Source organism: Mesorhizobium sp. L103C119B0, assembly GCF_000502235.1.
Lineage (GTDB): Bacteria > Pseudomonadota > Alphaproteobacteria > Rhizobiales > Rhizobiaceae > Mesorhizobium.
The window spans coordinates 196,273-213,872 of sequence record NZ_AYXE01000013.1; the positions used below are offsets into that span (position 1 = coordinate 196,273).

At 60.8% G+C, this 17,600-nt stretch carries 16 protein-coding genes and 5 pseudogenes; 6 read left to right on the forward strand and 15 right to left on the reverse strand.

Annotation, left to right across the window (positions count from 1 at the left end):
* The first annotated feature begins 35 nt into the window (after positions 1–35).
* Together X728_RS145305 and X728_RS145300 are read left to right on the forward strand one after the other, a co-directional pair.
* Entirely contained in the window at positions 36–848 is an 813-nt protein-coding gene (locus X728_RS145305) for a universal stress protein (protein WP_023832340.1), read from the forward strand.
* A 353-nt stretch (positions 849–1,201) separates the two neighbouring features.
* Positions 1,202–1,471: a DUF6455 family protein gene (locus tag X728_RS145300; protein WP_023832341.1), complete on the forward strand. Its 270-nt coding sequence runs from the start codon at positions 1,202–1,204 to the stop codon at positions 1,469–1,471.
* A gap of 453 nt (positions 1,472–1,924) precedes the next feature.
* On the opposite strand, the gene X728_RS01000000166975 is transcribed toward X728_RS145300, so the two are convergent.
* Positions 1,925–2,947: a CBS domain-containing protein gene (locus X728_RS01000000166975; protein WP_348625638.1), complete on the reverse strand. Its 1,023-nt coding sequence runs from the start codon at positions 2,945–2,947 to the stop codon at positions 1,925–1,927.
* Between the two features lie 196 nt (positions 2,948–3,143).
* On the opposite strand from X728_RS01000000166975, the gene X728_RS1000000169275 reads away from it, so the two are divergent.
* Positions 3,144–3,311 (forward strand): hypothetical protein, encoded by a 168-nt coding sequence (locus X728_RS1000000169275; RefSeq protein ID WP_348625639.1) that lies wholly within the window; start codon positions 3,144–3,146, stop codon positions 3,309–3,311.
* Here X728_RS1000000169275 and X728_RS145290 read toward each other — a convergent pair.
* Entirely contained in the window at positions 3,251–4,015 is a 765-nt protein-coding gene (locus tag X728_RS145290; RefSeq protein WP_023832344.1) for a Crp/Fnr family transcriptional regulator, read from the reverse strand. The two genes, X728_RS1000000169275 and X728_RS145290, sit on opposite strands and share 61 nt — an antisense overlap.
* Before the next feature lie 149 nt (positions 4,016–4,164).
* Here X728_RS145290 and X728_RS145285 point away from each other — a divergent pair, with 149 nt between their 5' ends.
* From X728_RS145285 to X728_RS145275, 3 genes are all read left to right on the forward strand, one after another.
* The gene (locus tag X728_RS145285; protein WP_023832345.1) at positions 4,165–4,602 is read left to right on the forward strand and encodes a pseudoazurin; all 438 of its coding nucleotides are present in this window, start codon (positions 4,165–4,167) and stop codon (positions 4,600–4,602) included.
* Between the two features lie 103 nt (positions 4,603–4,705).
* Positions 4,706–5,887, forward strand: coding sequence for an NnrS family protein (locus tag X728_RS145280; RefSeq protein WP_023832346.1), 1,182 nt, complete (start codon positions 4,706–4,708; stop codon positions 5,885–5,887).
* Between the two features lie 189 nt (positions 5,888–6,076).
* Positions 6,077–6,574 (forward strand): cytochrome b, encoded by a 498-nt coding sequence (locus X728_RS145275; protein WP_023832347.1) that lies wholly within the window; start codon positions 6,077–6,079, stop codon positions 6,572–6,574.
* A 71-nt stretch (positions 6,575–6,645) separates the two neighbouring features.
* On the opposite strand, the gene X728_RS145270 is transcribed toward X728_RS145275, so the two are convergent.
* From X728_RS145270 to X728_RS145250, 13 genes and pseudogenes are all read right to left on the reverse strand, one after another.
* Positions 6,646–7,515, reverse strand: coding sequence for an SUMF1/EgtB/PvdO family nonheme iron enzyme (locus X728_RS145270; protein ID WP_023832348.1), 870 nt, complete (start codon positions 7,513–7,515; stop codon positions 6,646–6,648).
* A gap of 52 nt (positions 7,516–7,567) precedes the next feature.
* Positions 7,568–8,674, reverse strand: coding sequence for a copper-containing nitrite reductase (nirK, locus tag X728_RS145265; RefSeq protein WP_023832349.1), 1,107 nt, complete (start codon positions 8,672–8,674; stop codon positions 7,568–7,570).
* A gap of 326 nt (positions 8,675–9,000) precedes the next feature.
* A complete protein-coding gene (locus X728_RS0135685; RefSeq protein WP_023832350.1) occupies positions 9,001–9,804 on the reverse strand; it encodes a CBS domain-containing protein in 804 nt (267 codons plus the stop codon).
* A 66-nt stretch (positions 9,805–9,870) separates the two neighbouring features.
* Entirely contained in the window at positions 9,871–10,041 is a 171-nt protein-coding gene (gene ccoS / locus X728_RS145260; protein ID WP_023832351.1) for a cbb3-type cytochrome oxidase assembly protein CcoS, read from the reverse strand.
* Positions 10,038–11,162 carry an HAD-IC family P-type ATPase gene (locus X728_RS0135690; RefSeq protein WP_081732451.1) on the reverse strand — a complete coding sequence of 375 codons (1,125 nt, stop codon included), beginning with the start codon at positions 11,160–11,162 and terminating at the stop codon, positions 10,038–10,040. Before X728_RS0135690 ends, ccoS begins: the two co-directional genes overlap by 4 nt.
* A pseudogene (locus X728_RS0135695) lies at positions 11,072–12,619 on the reverse strand (heavy metal translocating P-type ATPase); the annotation flags it as partial. The pseudogene X728_RS0135695 and the gene X728_RS0135690, both read right to left, overlap by 91 nt.
* Entirely contained in the window at positions 12,616–13,113 is a 498-nt protein-coding gene (locus X728_RS145255; RefSeq protein WP_023746199.1) for a FixH family protein, read from the reverse strand. The gene X728_RS145255 and the pseudogene X728_RS0135695, both read right to left, overlap by 4 nt.
* Positions 13,110–14,837: pseudogene (locus X728_RS01000000166980) on the reverse strand (4Fe-4S dicluster domain-containing protein). Before X728_RS01000000166980 ends, X728_RS145255 begins: the two are co-directional and overlap by 4 nt.
* A gap of 128 nt (positions 14,838–14,965) precedes the next feature.
* A pseudogene (gene ccoP / locus X728_RS01000000166985) lies at positions 14,966–15,905 on the reverse strand (cytochrome-c oxidase, cbb3-type subunit III).
* Positions 15,906–15,907: 2 nt separating this feature from the next.
* On the reverse strand, positions 15,908–16,057 hold the full coding sequence (locus X728_RS0135710) for a CcoQ/FixQ family Cbb3-type cytochrome c oxidase assembly chaperone (protein WP_023707015.1): 150 nt from the start codon (positions 16,055–16,057) through the stop codon (positions 15,908–15,910).
* 11 nt (positions 16,058–16,068) lie between these two features.
* Positions 16,069–16,353 (reverse strand): annotated as a pseudogene (locus tag X728_RS0135715) (cbb3-type cytochrome c oxidase subunit II); the annotation flags it as partial.
* Positions 16,354–16,358: 5 nt separating this feature from the next.
* A pseudogene (gene ccoO, locus X728_RS0135720) lies at positions 16,359–16,961 on the reverse strand (cytochrome-c oxidase, cbb3-type subunit II); the annotation flags it as partial.
* A gap of 11 nt (positions 16,962–16,972) precedes the next feature.
* The coding region (locus X728_RS145250) for a cbb3-type cytochrome c oxidase subunit I (RefSeq protein WP_023832352.1) at positions 16,973–17,600 on the reverse strand (628 nt) is incomplete at its 5' end.

Genomic DNA, 17,600 nt, shown 5'->3' on the forward strand with positions numbered 1-17,600 from the left:
CACGCATAGCGCCGCTCCAGTGAAAGGCACCCGCAATGGCCTACAAGTCAATCATCGTGAACCTCGCCATCGATGCGGCTCCTGCGCCCATTGTTCAGGTGGGTATCGAACTTGCCAAGCGATTTGGAGCGCATCTTGTTGGCTTGGCGGCAGCCGATGTCCCACCTTTGGTCGCGACAGGCGAAGGGATGGTCTACGAAGGTGAGATCATGCAGATCCAACGAACTGAGATCGAAAAGCGGCTCGCCGAATTGCGTGCTGTGTTCGAAAGAATGGTGCCGGTTTCCGTTACAAGCGAATGGGCACAGTCCGTCTGCAGTCCGACCCGGTTCCTCAGCGTTATGGCCAGGGCGGCCGACCTTATCGTCACCGGCTGCGGCGATGGAGACAATGTCTTTCGTGCTGTTGATATCGGCAGCCTCACGCTCGGTGCGGGCCGGCCAGTCTTGATCACTGCAGGTAATATGGAACATATCCGCGCAAAAACCGTGCTGGTTGCCTGGAAGGACACCAGGGAGGCACGGCGTGCGATAGCCGATGCGCTGCCTTTTCTGGAAAAGGCCAGCGACGTTGTCGTCGCCACGATAGACACCAGCCGCAACGAAACCAGTCGAGACAGCCTCGACGATGTCGCCGTTTTCCTTGACCACCACGGCATCAAGGCGCGAACCGAGCTGATCGCCGGCAAGGCTGATGGCGACCGGTTGCTGAGTTTCGCGCGCTCGATCCATGCGGACCTGATCGTCTCGGGCGCCTATGGCCATAGCCGCTTGCGGGAATGGGCATTTGGCGGCGTCACTCGCACGCTCATCGAAGAGCGCGGCATCAGCCGTTTCATGTCGTATTGAAGGAGAAGTTGACCAGCAACCTGTCTCGGCCGGAGCGGGTTACCTCCTGCGGCGCGCCTGGAGACCCTCAGCCTCGGGACACCGCGACGGTGCTAGCAACATGTTGGAGGTGGGGGTGCCCACGACGCAGCGGCTGCGTTCATTTGTTTTCCGAAGCGAACAACGGCCAGATCTAGACCTAGCCCGAGCAACCGGCCTGCCGGTCAGCGGACGTCTTCGACCACCTGCCATTCCGTTTGGCTTCATGCTCCCCGTCACGGCCCAGGGTTGGCAATGATGCCGCCTGTTGATCAAGATCAACGCCACCCGCCACCATCGGCGGCAAGGTTGCCCGGTAGGCAGGAGTGATCAACATGACCTTTCTCGATTACCTGATTTCGGTCGACGCCAGAACGGCGCTAATGGGTCGAATGATGCGGACGCTCGGGGTCGACAGACATCTGAAAGTCGTGGCAGACCATGAGGCAGTCACCAATCGGGCGGTGGACCGCTGCCGTTCCTGCGGGCACCAGGATGAATGCTCAACCTGGCTTGACGAACACCAGCAATCCGAGAACCCGCCAGACTATTGCCGCAACAGCGACTTGATCGCTCGACTGCAGCATGCGGCCGGGCAACGTTAGGCATCGAGCAGGTAGCCCGACGAGGTCGTACGGTCCGCGTTTTGGCGAGGGCCGACGCAAACCAAGTTTTTGCACTGATAAGTCTGCTTCCGCGGGACCATGCACATTGGACAATCTACTGTTTCTGGAAGCATTTGTGCTCTTTGTCGCACCAGGGCCTACCAACGCTCTTTTGATGGCGGGGGCGGTCAAGCAAGAGAAAGCGGTCAAGCAAGAGAAAGCGGTCAAGCTTTTGGCCGCACAAGCATGCGGATACGGGATCGCATCCGCATGCTGGTTTTCGCTGCGTCCCGTTGTATCGCCGGATGCAATTCAAGTACTTAGACTAATTGCAGCAGCATGGCTCGTGTGTCTTGGCCTGCGTCTGACGGCGAGTGGTCGGATGAACGTGTCCCGAAACGGCGACGCTATTTCTGTTGCGGTGACCAGTGCCCTGAACCCGAAGGCCTTTATTTATTGCCTGGCTATCGTGCCGATTGATATCGAACCGCGCGCGCTGGGGATCTTCTGGATCACGTTCCTGGTGATGACGGCTGCCACCGGATCGGTGTGGCTTTTGCTAGGTCGGCGCTTCAGCGGAAGCAAAAGAATGGCAGAGCGAGTTGCGGGCGCGGCGCTTGTTGCATTCGCGCTGTTGCTCCTTCGGCCATTGATACCTCTGGTCGCGATCTGAGAGCGGCGAAGCCCTGCGCGAAAACCGAGTCTGTCGTGGATGCGGCGTTGAAAGCCCGCTGGTACGGCGGCCCGTGATACTAACTCGGTGGTGGTCGGGCCACCGCTAGGAAACAAGGAGGACGGACACGGGATCGGCGCAAAAGAGACCGTCCTCGACAGCTTTGACGCCGGCGACGTTTCGGCCGCAACAATGGCTGCCCGGCGCGCGCGTTCGTCGAAGATGGCGCCGCCCAGTTTCACCATGCCATTGTTCACCGTCACGTTGACCATGTCCTTGCCAGCCCATTTCTGTGTCCCTAGCTCGGCCATGATGTTCTGCCGGATCTGTTCGTCATCGATGGGTGCAGCGGCTGCATCCGGAAGGGCGCTAATCAAGGCCCGCAGAAGATCAGAGCGGGTGATGATGCCGACGACTTTCCCGGCATCAATGACAGGGATGCGTTTGACATGGTGACGCGTCATGAGCTCGACGACCTCGTCGAGCGATGCGGTGGGGAATGCCGTGACGACATCTTGTGACATCACCTCCTCAACCCGACGCCCATTGGCGTGGACATATTCATCGGCGGCCTTTCCGGGGCTGACCAGAAACTCCAGCCAGCGTGAGCGCTGGCGCTGTGTGCCCAGTTCCCCGCGACGCAGGAAATCGCCCTCGCTGACGATCCCGACCAGGGTGCCGTCGCCGCGAATGACCGGAAAGCCACTAATCTTTTTGGTGAGCATCAACCCGGCAGCTTCGGCGATCGATGCGGTCGGGTCTATGCCGACGACCGGCTTGCTCATAATGGCTTCGGCTTGCATGCCAACCTCCTCAGATGGTTACTCCTATCCATATCTAGGCCGCGCGAGCTGTGCCTTGATCTGAATCATTTCTAGATTGCGTAAGCGCAACGAAGGCAGTCCAAGCCGGATTTATGAAGAGAGCTTCGCGAATCGCAGAGACGTCATCATGAACCAGTGCAGCTCGATCAACCCCGATATGGTCGTCGACGAAATCATGAGGAAATGGCCGGCAACGGTCGCTGTGGTGCTGAGACACAAGATGCTCTGCGTCGGCTGTCCCATAGGCACTTTCCATACGGTGACCGAGGCATGCCGGGAACATCAAGTGGATGAGGGCGACTTTCTGGTCGAGCTCGAATTGGCCATTCGAGGAGAACGATGACGGTCAGTCCTTTTCCCGGTCTCGGCCAGAACCACAAGGCGATGCGCATCTTTGACCGTGACTCTCTGGCGCCCGCTGACAATTATTCCGTTCTCTTCCCATTTGCTGAGCAGCCGGCTGACGGTGTGCAGCGTCGTCCCCGTCATCTCGGCAATGTGCTGCCTGGAAATCGGGAAATCGATTTCGATGCCGCTGTCAGTTTTTCGGCCGGTCTGGTTCACCAGTCGCAGCAGCGCATGCGCAACTCGCTGCTCCACCTGTTCAGTGGACATCTCCACCACCCGCGTCTGCGTCTCCTGCAATCTGCTTCCAACCGTCCTGTAGGTGGCTGCCCCAAACACGGGGAAGCGTCGGTACAGATCAGGCCACAGGGCGTTGGGCCAGGCCAGCACCACGCAGTCGACAGCCGCGACGGCACTTGCGGGATAGGTCGTCCGGCCAAGGGCTGCGGCGACGCCAAAGATCTCGCCTTCGCTGATGTATCTGGCGATGACCTGCTGTCCGTCCGGCGTGGTGCGGACCACCCGTATGTGCCCGGCGATCAGCACGAAGAAGGAATGGGCTTCGGCTTCCTGCGCGAAGATCGTTGAGTCTTTGGCATAACGAGACGATCGTGCATCTCGCAGGATCTCGCTCTGCTCGTCCGGCGCCAGCCCCTGAAAGAGCGGCAGCGGCGAAATCAGCGATCGGTCCAGCGCAGCCAAGCGGATCCCTCAAAGCACTACGGTTCCGCATCAGTCTTGCGGAAGACCTTCTTATCCCGAGTTTGCGCCAGCGCAAATTGTCCTGGGCCGCATCAGGCTAAATGGCATGGAACGGCGCAACGCCGGGAAGACGAAACAAGGACAAACCGATGAAACTCTCCATCCTCGCTGCCGCAATCTCGATCCTCGCGCTCGCCGGCGGTGCCAGCGCGGAAGAGCACGTGGTGCAAATGCTCAACAAGGGCGAAAAAGGCGCCATGGTGTTCCAGCCAGCCTTCGTCAAGGCGGCGCCCGGCGACACCGTCAAGTTCGTGCCGACCGACAAGACCCACGACGCCGAGTCGATCAAGGGCATGCTTCCCGATGGCGCTGAGCCTTTCAAGGGAAAGCCCAGCGAGGAAATTACCGTCACGCTGACAACGGAGGGTGTCTACGGCGTCAAATGCGCGCCCCATTACGGCATGGGGATGGTCGCGCTGATCATTGTCGGGATGCCGGTCAATCTCGATACCGCCAAGGCGGTCAAGCATCCCGGGAAAGCAAAAACGGTGTTCGCCGACCTGTTCACCCAGGTTCCCGCCAACTGAGATCAATCGATACAGGGATGCCTGACGCATTAAAGGGCGGGCACGGGCCGGACGGACCGAGGGCGGCGGTTCATCCGGCCCTGTTCACTCGGAGATACAAATCATGGGAATCCCACGCCTGCGGGCCTACGCCGGGCCCGCACTTCTTTCCTATGGGTTCAGGCCCTTCTTCTTGCTCGGGTCGCTGTATGCTGCGCTTTCCGTTCTGCTTTGGCTGCCGATCTATGCCGGCGAACTCGATTCCCATAGTGCGTTTGTCCCGGTCGACTGGCACATCCATGAAATGTTGTTCGGCTATCTGCCGGCGATCGTTACCGGGTTCTTGCTGACCGCTATCCCGAACTGGACCGGCCGGCTGCCGGTGCAAGGCCTGCCGCTGCTGGCGCTGGTTGTCCTGTGGCTCGCCGGTCGTGCCGCTGTCTTCTTTTCGGCCGATATTGGCTGGCGAGCAGCAGCGGTGATCGATGGTTCCTTTCTGCTTGCGGTCAGTGCTGCGGCGGCACGCGAAATCGTCGCGGGACGGAACTGGCGCAATCTCAAGGTGCTGCTGCCGCTCGCCGTCCTGGCCGGCGCCAACGGCGCGTTCCACATCGAGGCCCACCTTCACGGTACATCCGATATCAGCCGAAGGCTCGGCATGGCCGCTGCGATCATGCTCATTTCACTGATCGGAGGGCGCATCATTCCAAGTTTCACCCGCAACTGGCTCGTCCGCGAGAATCCTGGCAGGCTGCCTGCGCCGTTCGACCGTTTTGACGTCGCCTCGATAGCCATCTCAGCCATCGCGCTCGGAGCATGGACGTTCGCCCCCGGCAACAGCGCCTCAGGAGCGCTCATGGCCGTCGCCGCAATCGGCCAGGCATGGCGTCTGTCGCGATGGGCCGGTGAGCGCACCTTGCGGGATCCGCTCGTGCTCATCCTTCACGCGGCTTATGCCTTCGTACCGCTCGGTCTTGCTCTGCTTTCGGCGTCGTTCTTTTTTCCTGGCATCGTGCCGGTTGCAGCTGGGCTCCACGCGTTAGGCCCCGGCGCGATCGGGTCGATGACGCTCGCCGTAATGGCTCGGGCGACGCTCGGACATACCGGCCGGCAATTGCGGGCTGGACGGCCAACAACTTTTATCTTTGCAGCTATTCTGGTCGCAGCCTTGTCGCGCGTCCTTGGGGTTTTCGTCCCCGACGAGGCCATCATCCATCTCGCCGGTGCTGCATGGGTACTGGCATTCGCCGGCTTCCTTCTGACCTACGGCGTGGCATTGACGACGCCGAAGGCTCATGCCGTTTGACGGCTACTCCATGCCAAGCGAAGGCGGGATGGCGCCGCCATTCCCTTACGGCTGCGCATCGCATGGCGCCTTACAAATCTTTAAGCTTTCGGCCTCAATTCCGGGAGCATTTGAGCCGAATAACGCCAAGGTTCCCTCGTTATTCGGTATCGCGACTGCGAGGCTGTTCGAATTGCAAGAGGAATCAAAATGGCGGAAACCAGATTTGGATATTCAGCTTATCAGATTGCGCTTCATTGGATCATAGCAGTGCTGGTGTTATTCCAGCTGTTCTTTGGCGAGAGCATGACGAACGTGGTTGACGCGACCGAAGATGGAACCCTCGTCTCCCCAGCCGACCAGACATTGGGCACTACCCACTACTGGGTTGGGGTTTCGATCCTGGCCCTCGTCACGGTCCGGCTGATAATGGGCTTGGTAACGGGTGCTCCCATGCCTGCGGAAGGCGGCACTGGCTGGATGCAGGGCGCCGCGCGGATCTCGCACGGCCTTTTCTATCTGCTCTTGCTCGCAACGCCCATTGTGGGACTTCTCGCCTTCTACGTTGGTGACCCATGGGGCGACATCCATTCGCTCAACAAGCCAGTATTTATGGTCCTGATTTCCGTCCATGCCTTCGCGGCACTGTTCCATCAGTACTGGCTTCGCGATGGCACACTTAGGCGGATGCTGTCGCCCCGCCGATAGGTCTTGCCTGTCAACAAATCGCCGCCAACGGCAGGCACATCGGGTTGCCAGAATCTGACGGGAGTTTCCCGTCAGATTACGCCCAAATGGGTGAGAACATCGTTCGCCCAGCCCGACGAGTCCCGGACCAGCCTGAACCCCAGGTTGTCGGGAGGCGTTCCGACGGCACAGCCGCCGCTTTTTCCGTCGCTGACGAAGTTCGACATGTAGGCTCGGTGAAGCCCTTCAAGGACGTGGACGCCGCAATTGTCGACCGAACTCGCAACGCCGCGTCCATCCGCAGCCAGCATGGTGCGGACATAACAGGTCGAAGTCCACTCCCACACGTTGCCGGAAAAGTCGGCGAGGCCCAGGGAATTGAAGCCAAAAGAGCCACGGCTCTTGGGGAGCGGGTCCGGTTTGCGATTGAGGTCCACCTCGGCCTTGTAGCTGGTGAGCCAACGTCTGGCGGGGTTGTTGGCGTCGTTTTCGACACCCTCGAACTCGCCTGCGAACCGTTCCGCCGCGGCAAATGCCCATTCCTCGTCGGATGGCAGCCGCCATTGGTCGCCGGTCGCTGTCGAATACCACCGGGCGTATGCGTTGGCATCGAGATAGCTGACGCCGGTCACAGGAGCGCTGGCGGGGATCGTGCGCGCCTCCTGTGCCGGCTGGCAGTTGCCCGCAGCAACGCAGTCAGCATAGTCTTGCGCACTGACCTGATAGGTCATGATTTCGAGCGGTTGGTCGAGCTGGTGTTTATGACGGGGATTGGCCTGCGGGTGGCCGTCCTTCAGGAACTCGCCGGGTATCGGATAGGTGATGGAGGCGGACAGCAAGGTCCTCGTGGCAGCTACGGCGTGAGGCTGCCGGTCCCAACTGGCTGCCTTTATCGACAGGCCCACCGGCACAGAAGTGGCCGCCATGGAGACCGCGAAAACTTTCAGGATGTAAGGAGACATGTCTGTTGTCCGTGCCCGGACAGCGACGCTGTCCGGGCAATTTGGAGTGCCGTTAGTTGGTGGCGATGGGTTTAGGCGCCTCGACCTGCGTCATCAAATCATCATTCCACTCGCCCTCGACCATGAAGTGAGCGGTCGCCCCGAGTTCCACGGCCTCGATGAGATTGTGATTGACGTAGGCGTAGACGCCGGGCTGCAGGAACGTATAGAGCGCCGACCCCGCCGAGCCGCCGCGGATGAACCAGGTTTCCAGATCCTTGGCCGGCGGGTTGGCGAATTTGCCCTGTTCCCAGACATAGTCGCCGTGACCACCGATCAGATGCGGCCGCGTATCGCGGTTGGCCTGCGAATGGACGATCAACACGGTCTCGCCGACCTTCGCCTTCATGGCGTTGTCGCCGGTCAGCGAACCGGCCGTGCCGTTGAACACCACATGCGTCGGGATCAGCCCGCGCATGACCTTGACGATGTCGTCGTAGCCGTCGCCTGCCGATTCATAGCTCTTGTAATTGCCCTTCTCATCGCGCGGAATATAGAAGTCGCTCTCGCCGATATAGAAGATCTTGTCGTATTTGACCGGCTCGCCCTTGTCGTTCCTGAGCCCGTCGCGCGGCAGCACCATGATGGCGCCATTCATGCCGGAGACGACATGCCACGGGATCATCGGTCCGCCGGGAGCACAGTGATAGACGAAAGTTCCCGTTCGGGTTGCCTTGAAGCGCAGCGTCACCTGTTCGCCGGGATTGATCAAGGTGAGGGCGCCGCCGCCCAGCGCACCCGTCGCTGCGTGAAAATCGATGTTGTGGGCTAGCGAGTTGGTGTCGGGATTGATGAGCGTCAGCTCGACATAATCGTCCTGGTGGACGACCATCAGCGGGCCCGGGATCGAGCCGTTATAAGTCATTGCATTGAGCTGCGTCCCGTCGGCGTCGATGACCATCGGTTTCTCCTCGATCGTCATGGTGAATTCGACGACCTTCGGACCGCCTTGAGCGATCTGGTCGTGCGGATGCACAAAAGGCGGTGCAACGAGCTTGACCTTGTCGCGGGGAAGTCCTCGAATGTCGGCTTTCGTCACCGTTGCCGACAGTGCGGGCAGTGCCGCCACGGCGGCAGCGCCAATCGCTGCTCCGAAGAGGGCTTCGCGTCGCGTGATCATATCAATCTCCTATCTCAACCGTTGCGGATGAGCAGAAGCTAACTCACCTGACGCAGATTTTCTTTGCGCTGGCGCAAATTGGTGAGTGTTAGTTGGAGCAACAAACAGCCTCGACTGCGGCAATCTTGTGCGTCAAGAATGGTCGAGCAAGTCACGCTCGGTTTCAGCTTGGCGATGGACGGGCGTCTTCGCTGCCGACGGCGTGCTCGCCAACCATAACGGGCGCTATACGCTGGAGGAACTCGCCGACAGCCTCTTGTCCAAGTGATGTGGGAAGGGAGCAGAACCCAAAGGGACGCTGCTTGGCGTCCCCGCTTTTTTCGCAGCTATGAAACCATCACGGAGAGCGGATCTGTACGGAGGAAGAGGCTGTCCTTGACTTGTCCGACGCCGGCAACGTTCTCCGCCGCAACGATCGCGGCTTTCCGTTGACGCTCGTCGACAATCGCCCCGGTCAGTTCGACGACGCCGTCGCTGACCCTTACATCAATCAAGTCACCGCCGCCCCACGATTGTCCCTGCAGCTCGGCAAGTACGGCCTTGCGGATCAGGTCGTCATCGGGTGGCGTGGTGCCCTGTTTCGGCATGGCGCGGATCAGGACAGGCAGCAAATCAGTTCGCGTGATGATGCCGACGACCCTGTCCCGATCGACAATCGGCACATTGTTGATGCGGTGTTGCATCATCAAGTTGACAATCTGTGCAATTGAGGAGCCTGGAGACGCCGAAATGACGGCTGTGGTCATCACCTCATGGATGATCCGTCCGTTCGAGCGCGCATAGTCTTCGGCGACTGTGCCCGGGCCAAGATCAAACTCCAGCCAGCGCGGACGCACACGCTGGGTCCCAAGTTCTTCTCGNATGATCCGTCCGTTCGAGCGCGCATAGTCATTGGCGACTGTGCCCGGGCCAAGATCAAACTCCAGCCAGCGCGGACGCACACGCTGGGTCCCAAGTTCTTCTCGGCGCAAGAAGTCGCTTTTGCTTACAATTCCAACCAGGGCACCGTCGCTGTCCGTTACCGGGAGGCAGCTGACTTTGTTTGAAAGCATGAGCTCGGCCGCTTCGGCGATCGTCGCGTTCGCATCCGTCGTGATAACTGACTTCGTCATGATGGCTTCGGCTTGCATCCTCACCCTCCTGATCTTACGCCGGACGACGATGGGGCATCCCGACGCGCGGCGCTTTGATCTAAGTCACTTGGAACGAAGAGGATTCTCCGCGCCGTCGTCGCGGTCGATAAGAATGCGCTCCGCCGCGCCATCGAGATCGTCGTATTGGCCGCTTCTCAATGCCCACAGGAAGCCGGACAGGCCGAGTGCGCCAAGGAACAGCGCCACCGGAATGAGATAGGCGAGCGTCGTCATGAGGATCGGGCCAAGGCGCCGGCCCGCGCGGGCCTGTCCTGCCGCGCAGTTTCGGACGACGCACCCGTTGGGAAGCCTTGCAGACGCATCGCATTTCCAATCACAAGCAATGACGAGGCAGACATCGCGACCGCCGCGATCAGAGGCGTAACATGACCCAGAATGGCGATCGGCACGGCCACAGCATTGTAAACGATAGCAATTGTTATGTTCTGTCGGATCAGGCTTCCCGCCTTTCGCGACACGTCCAGCGCCAGCGGGATCGCCAAGAGGCTTTCGCGCAGAAAAACGAAGTCGGCTGCATTGCGGCCAATGTCGGCGGCCGTGGCGGGTGCGATCGAGACGTGCGCGGCGCTCAGCGCTGGTGTGTCGTTGAGCCCGTCGCCAACCATCAGAACCTTGTGCCCGTCTCTCGCCAGGCTCTCGATGCGTTCAACCTTGCCGGACGGNTTCGCGGTATCGCCCGACAGCATTTCCACGCACATACCAGCGTTGCGCAGTTGATCGATCGCTGCCCTGGTGTCGAGGCGCAGCGCATCCTCGAAAACGAAGGATGCGACAATCATGCCGTTTTTCGTCAGGACTGTTCCGCCGTAGCCATGTTTGCCTTCGCCGCCGGTTCGAGCCTTCCAGCCAGCCCATCCGCGTCTACCCAGCCGCCAGATGCTACCGGCGGCTGTGGCTTCGATCCCGAAACCCGGGTGCTCGGTCACCGCGTCGAATTTGTGCTGGCTGCTGCTGACGGAAAAGCTGGCAATGGCCGTTGAATATGGATGACGCGAATGCGCGGCCAAGTCGGCAGCGATTGCCAGCATGGCGGGATCAATCGAAGCTGCGTTGACGAGCCGTGGCTTCCCAAGCGTGAGCGTCCCGGTCTTGTCGAACACGGCTGTATCGATCGTCGCTAGGCGCTCCATGGCCGAGCCGTCCTTGACCATGATGCCGTTTTCGAACAGGCGCCGCGCGGCCACCACCTGAACGATTGGAACGGCGAGGCCAAGCGCGCACGGGCATGTGATGATGAGAACAGCGATTGNATCCCGAAACCCGGGTGCTCGGTCACCGCGTCGAATTTGTGCTGGCTGCTGCTGACGGAAAAGCTGGCAATGGCCTTTGAATATGGATGACGCGAATGCGCGGCCAAGTCGGCAGCGATTACCAGCATGGCGGGATCAATCGAAGCTGCGTTGACGAGCCGTGGCTTCCCAAGCGTGAGCGTCCCGGTCTTGTCGAACACGGCTGTATCGATCGTCGCCAGGCGCTCCATGGCCGAGCCGTCCTTGACCATGATGCCGTTTTCGAACAGGCGCCGCGAGGCCACCACCTGAACGATTGGAACGGCGAGGCCAAGCGCGCACGGGCATGTGATGATGAGAACAGCGATTGCGATCGTCATCGCCCGGTGCCAGTCGCCAGTCACCGCCATCCAGCCCAGGAAGGTTGCCAAGGCGGTGAGATGAACCACGGGCGCGTAGAGTGCCGACACGCGGTCGGCGATACGGCGATACCGGGCGCGACCACCTTCGGCGGCCTCCATCAACCGAACCATTTCCGCCAGGAACGAATCCTTCGCGGCGGCTGTGGCCTCTATCGTCAGCGGACCGGTAAGGTTGAGGACGCCGGCCTGCACGGTGTCTTCCGGCGCCACGCAACTGGGCGTGCTCTCGCCGGAGACCAGGGAGCAGTCGACGTCCGATGTCCCGCGCACAATTTTGCCATCGACAGGGATTCTTTCGCCGGCGGCGATCAACAACAGCATGCCCGGTTCGATCTCGGCCACCGGCAGATAGTCCCGAGCGCCATCGCCGCGCAGCACCATGGCGCCACGCGCCGCGAGCTGTGACAGGCCTTTGACGGCGGTGCGGGCGCGTTCCCGCATCACGTGATCGAGCGTGCGACCGATCAGGAGAAAGAACAGCAGCGATACCGACGCGTCGAAATAGGCGTGGTCGCCATGGGTGATCGTCTCATAGAGGCTCATGGCGTAGGCCAGCGACACGCCGACGGCGATCGGCACATCCATGTTCATGCGGCCGTGACGCAGCGCATTCCAGGCTGACTTGAAGAAGATGCCGCCGGCGAAAGCCAGCGCAGGAATCGCGATCAACGCCGAGACCCAGTGGAACAGGTCGCGGGTCGCGCCTTCGGCGCCGGACCAGACCGATACCGAAAGCAGCATGATGTTGCCCGCCGCGAAACCGGCGACGGCGACGGCGCGGATGAGCTCAGAAAGCGTCTTGTCCTTCGCATCGGTGTCGGCTTCGAACAGATGCGCCTGGTAGCCCAGGCGCCCGAGCACAGTGACAAAAGGCGGGACTTCATCCCCGCGCCAGCGGACCGAGACCCGCTTGGTTGACAGGTTGACGCGAGCGGCCTCGACGTGATCGAGTTTTCCCAACGCCGTTTCGATGGTCTGGATGCAGGCGCCGCAATGAACCGTCGGTACCGACAGATCGGTTTGATGGAGATCATCGCCAAGCGATCGGCTGGCCAGCCTGATTTCCTGGCTGGACGGCAGGACGGATGTGTCGGTGTGGAGATCCAACGCCATTTCAGCACCGGGTGCACAACAGCTCATTGCAGCGCTCCATGGGAGATCATGATCCTGCGCACGTCGCGATACGGTCTGGCCAGGCCGGCATCGGCGTCGATTTCGACGATCCACACACCGTCCCTTGGCATGTGCTGTGCTGTAAACTCCTGGCCCGAGGCGGGGGCGAGCGTGACGGACTCGTCCTCCTTCTCGTAGGCGGGATGGCGAAACAGCACCTTCACGCCATGCAAGGGAACCGGCTTGCCTGCGCCGTCGGTGAGGCCATAGCGGACTTCGCCCCATGCAATGGTCAGCTTGCCGGTCCAGCCGAGGGCTGCTTGCGCGCGCCCTTCCTCGGCTTTCTTGTTGAATTGCTGGCTGGCCACATAGGTGTTTTCGACGACAAGGCCGGTCCAGCTTGTGCTGGCAAGCGTCGCCATCGTCAGGTTGACCGCGATGACCACGCCGAAAAAGGCAAGGATGATGGCCAGCATGTGCCTGCCGGTGAATTCGCGTGGCTTTCGCGTGGTGGCGCTCATCTGGCGATCTCCGGCGCGTTGAAGGTGGCTGTATATTCGTTGGACTCGAAGCTCACCTTGTCTTCGACCCGGAATGTGAAGGTCTGCGCTTCGTTGTGGATCTGATCTGCAGGCAGGCGCACGAAAATTTTCAGCATCTTCAGCCGGTCCGGTTCAACTTGGACCGCGAACGAGCGGGCGGCCGGCAGGTCGACGCCAACGATGCTCATTTCTGCGCCCGGCAAACCCCCAAGGGCGACGACGATCGTTCTTGGCTCGGGGATCATATTCAAAAGCTTGACGGTGTAGCCATTGCGGATTGAGCCGTCCGACAGCGTCACGAATTGCGGATTGCGGTCGTGCAAGACGTTGATCTCGAGCCGGTCGCGCGTGAGCAGCGAAAAGAGCAGACCCAGGCCGATCAGCGACCACATGGCCATGTAGACATAGGTGCGTGGCCGGAAGATCTTTCGGATATGGAAATGCGCCACCCTGTCCGAAAACAGGCCGTCATCCGTCCTGACCAGTGATGGATCGACCGAGCTGGCGCCGCCGGCGGTGGCCAGCATCATGTTGGCGTTGTAGTCGGAGAGCGTCGCGTAGGAGATCAGTCCTCGCGCTTTGCCGAGCTTGTCCATGACGCCGTCACAGGCATCGATGCAGAGCGCGCAGGTGATGCATTCGAGTTGCTGACCGTCGCGTATGTCGATCCCCATCGGACAGACGGCGACACAGGCATTGCAGTCGACGCAATCGCCGACGGGATGCCCTGCGGCAAGAACCTTCTTGGCGTGACGCGTGCGCGGTTCGCCGCGCCAGTCATTGTAGGTGACGGTGAGCGAGCTCTCGTCGAGCANCGGGATGCCCTGCGGCAAGAACCTTCTTGGCGTGACGCGTGCGCGGTTCGCCGCGCCAGTCATTGTAGGTGACGGTGAGCGAGCTCTCGTCGAGCATGGCTGCCTGGATGCGCGGCCATGGGCACATATAGGTGCAGACCTGTTCGCGCATCAGCCCGCCAAACGTGTAGGTCGTCGCCGTCAGGACCGCGACGGTGATGTAGGCGACAGGCGCTGCCGTGCCGGTGAAGAGTTCGCCGAGCAGCGTCGGCGCATCGGCGAAATAGAAGATCCATGCGCCACCAGTCGCTGCGGCTATGACCAGCCAGATGACGTGTTTCGATGCCCGCAGCACAAGCTTACGAGTGGTCCAAGGACCGGCATCNCTATGACCAGCCAGATGACGTGTTTCGATGCCCGCAGCACAAGCTTACGAGTGGTCCAAGGACCGGCATCGAGCTTGATGCGTGCGTTGCGGTCGCCCTCGATCGCGCGCTCGACGACCAGGAACAGATCGACCCATACGGTCTGTGGGCATGTGTAGCCACACCAGGCACGGCCAACAGTCGATGTGATCAGGAAAAGACCGACGCCGGCCATGACCAGAAGGCCGGCGACATAGTAGAATTCCTGGGGCCATATCTCGATGAAGAAGAAATAGAAGCGCCGGTTGGCGACATCGAGCAGCACCGCCTGGTCGGGGGCAAACGGACCGCGGTCCCAGCGCAGCCACGGCGTCAGATAGTAGATGCCGAGCGTGATCGCCATCACGATCCATTTGAATCGGCGAAAGCTGCCCGAGGCCCGCTTCGGGAAGATCTTCCTGCGCGCGGCATACATTGGCTGGCGCACCTTGGCGGAGTTGAACGTCGTGGGTTCGATCCGTTCTATTTGCGTGTTATCGAGCACGAGAAGCTCCAGTCACCAGCGACGATTTCGCCGGAAGCCGACTCATCGGTTCTGGATGATGCCGAGGCCCGGCTTGCGCCGGGCCTCGTCGCTTGGCGGGAGGGGGAGGACGAGAATAGGCTGCTTTCCTATTCTCCGCCGCCAAGCGAATGGATGTAGACCGCCAGTTCCTTGACCTTGATCTCGCCGAGGCGCGCGCCCCAGGCCGGCATCACGCCGTGTTTCGGTGCGGTTACCTGGGCGGCGATGGCCGCTTCGCCTGACCCGTAGAGCCAGATGGCGTCGGTCAGATCTGGAGCGCCGAGTTCCTTGTTGCCTTTTGCATTGTCGCCATGACAGGCCACGCAGTTTTCGGCAAAGACCTTTGCGCCCGGCGCGACCAATGCTTGATTGACGACGGCCCCCGACAGACTGGCGACGTAGGCGCTGACCTGTTTGATCTGGTCGGCGGTGATGATGTCGGCAAAGGCGGGCATTTCCGACAGGCGCGTATCCGGATCGGAGGCGAAGCGAATGCCATGGGTGATCGTCTGCTGAATCTGGTCCGCCTTGCCGCCCCACAGCCAGTCGTCGTCGTTAAGGTTGGGGAAGCCCTTGGAGCCCTGGGCGCCGGAACCATGGCACTGCACGCAATTGAGCTTGAACGCGGCACNTAAGGTTGGGGAAGCCCTTGGAGCCCTGGGCGCCGGAACCATGGCACTGCACGCAATTGAGCTTGAACGCGGCACCGCCGGCGGCGACGGCGAATTCGCGCAGCGTGTCGTCCGCCGCGATCTCCGAAACACTTTTCGCTTCTATCGCGGCGACATATTTGCCCTTGGCTGCTTCAGCCTTGGATAACTCGTTCCCGACATCGTTGCGACTGGAATAGCCGAGCACACCCTTGGTTGTCGTGTGTAGCAGAGGCCATGCCGGATAGGCGATGGTGTAGCCGATCGCCCAGACTATGGTGATGTAGAACGTCCAGACCCACCAGCGCGGAAGCGGGTTGTTGAGCTCCCGGATGCCGTCCCACTCATGACCGGTGGTTGAGATGCCGGAAACCTCGTCGATGTGATCGCTGCTCATGATCAGTCCTCCTTCAGAGGAATTTGAGCTGCTTCGCCGGCTTGCCTGCGGCTTCCGGGACGAACTGCAAAGGCAACAGATCCGATGAAGAAAAGAGCCATGGCAAGTAGGCCCCAGCTGTCGGCAATTTCCCGCATGAAATTGTACGTCATGGCCATTGTCCTCAGCGGTAGCCGGCGGTCTCATCGTAGTTCTTGAAATCGACCAGCGTGCCCAGCATCTGGAGATAAGAAACCAGCGCGTCCATTTCGGTGACTTGCTGCGGGTTGCCGTCGAAGTCGCCGATCTTGGCCTTGGGGTAGCGGGCCTCGAGGCCGGATGTGTCGGCGTTGGGATCAGCCTGCGCCATCAAATCGGCATTGGCGTTGGCGATCATGTCGTCGGAATAAGGGACGCCGACGCGCCTGTTGGCGACCAGATGCGTCGAGAAGTCCTTCACCGCGATCGGCTTNCCTTGGGGTAGCGGGCCTCGAGGCCGGATGTGTCGGCGTTGGGATCAGCCTGCGCCATCAAATCGGCATTGGCGTTAGCGATCATGTCGTCGGAGTAGGGGACGCCGACGCGCCTGTTGGCGACCAGATGCGTCGAGAAGTCCTTCACCGCGATCGGCTTGTCCTTCAGGAAGGCATAGCTCGGCATGATCGATTCCGGCACCACGGACCGTGGATCTGTCAGGTGATCCACGTGCCACAGGTTGGAATACCGGTCGCCAACGCGGGCGAGATCCGGTCCGGTGCGCTTCGATCCCCACTGGAAGGGGTGGTCGTATATCGACTCGGCCGCCAGGCTGTAGTGGCCGTAGCGCTCGACCTCGTCACGGAACGGCCTGATCATCTGGCTGTGGCAGAGGTAGCAGCCCTCGCGGACATAGATGTTTCGCCCGGCAAGTTCGAGCGGCGAGTAGGGGCGCATGCCTTCCACCTTCTCGATCGTATTATCGAGATAGAAGAGCGGCGCGATCTCGACGATGCCGCCGATTGTCACGACCAGCAGCGACCCGAGGAGGAGAAGTGTAGCGTTCTTCTCGATGACCGCGTGTCTGTTCATCAACCTCATTTTCTGTCTCATCATCGCGCAAGCTGGAGGGCGGGGGTGGAGCGCGGCATCGGATCCTGCTCGCGCCGGTAGCCGAGGATGGTCATGGCGATGTTCCAGGCCATGATCAGGGTGCCGGAGAGGTACATGGCCCCACCGATGGCGCGCATGATGTAATAAGGGTGCATAGCGGCCACGGTTTCGGCGAAGGAGTAGACCAGGAAGCCCTGCTCGTCGTATTCGCGCCACATCAGGCCCTGCATGATGCCGGACACCCACATCACCGCGGCGTAGACGACGATGCCGAGCGTCGCCAGCCAGAAATGCCAGGTGACGAGCCTGAGCGAATAGAGGCGTTCACGGTTCCAGAGTCTCGGCACCATGAAGTAGATTGCGCCAAACGAGATCATGCCGACCCAGCCGAGTGCGCCGGAATGGACGTGGCCAATGGTCCAGTCGGTATAATGCGACAGCGAGTTGACCGTCTTGATCGACATCATCGGGCCTTCGAAGGTCGACATGCCGTAGAAGGCGATGGCCATCACCATCATGCGGATGATGGGATCGGTGCGCAGCTTGTCCCAGGCGCCCGACAGCGTCATCAGGCCGTTGATCATGCCGCCCCATGACGGCATCCACAGCATGATCGAGAACACCATG

Bases quoted from the DNA above. Each gene is read 5' to 3' on its own strand.
- X728_RS145270 (WP_023832348.1), bottom strand. From the start codon at position 7,515: ATGTCTCCTTACATCCTGAAAGTTTTCGCGGTCTCCATGGCGGCCACT.
- X728_RS0135710 (WP_023707015.1), bottom strand. From the start codon at position 16,057: ATGACGTACAATTTCATGCGGGAAATTGCCGACAGCTGGGGCCTACTT.
- ccoS (WP_023832351.1), bottom strand. From the start codon at position 10,041: ATGACGACGCTCGCCTATCTCATTCCGGTGGCGCTGTTCCTTGGCGCA.
- X728_RS145280 (WP_023832346.1), top strand. From the start codon at position 4,706: ATGGGAATCCCACGCCTGCGGGCCTACGCCGGGCCCGCACTTCTTTCC.
- X728_RS145255 (WP_023746199.1), bottom strand. From the start codon at position 13,113: ATGAGCGCCACCACGCGAAAGCCACGCGAATTCACCGGCAGGCACATG.
- nirK (WP_023832349.1), bottom strand. From the start codon at position 8,674: ATGATCACGCGACGCGAAGCCCTCTTCGGAGCAGCGATTGGCGCTGCC.
- X728_RS145300 (WP_023832341.1), top strand. From the start codon at position 1,202: ATGACCTTTCTCGATTACCTGATTTCGGTCGACGCCAGAACGGCGCTA.
- X728_RS1000000169275 (WP_348625639.1), top strand. From the start codon at position 3,144: ATGAGGAAATGGCCGGCAACGGTCGCTGTGGTGCTGAGACACAAGATG.
- X728_RS01000000166975 (WP_348625638.1), bottom strand. From the start codon at position 2,947: ATGCAAGCCGAAGCCATTATGAGCAAGCCGGTCGTCGGCATAGACCCG.
- X728_RS145285 (WP_023832345.1), top strand. From the start codon at position 4,165: ATGAAACTCTCCATCCTCGCTGCCGCAATCTCGATCCTCGCGCTCGCC.
- X728_RS145275 (WP_023832347.1), top strand. From the start codon at position 6,077: ATGGCGGAAACCAGATTTGGATATTCAGCTTATCAGATTGCGCTTCAT.
- X728_RS145305 (WP_023832340.1), top strand. From the start codon at position 36: ATGGCCTACAAGTCAATCATCGTGAACCTCGCCATCGATGCGGCTCCT.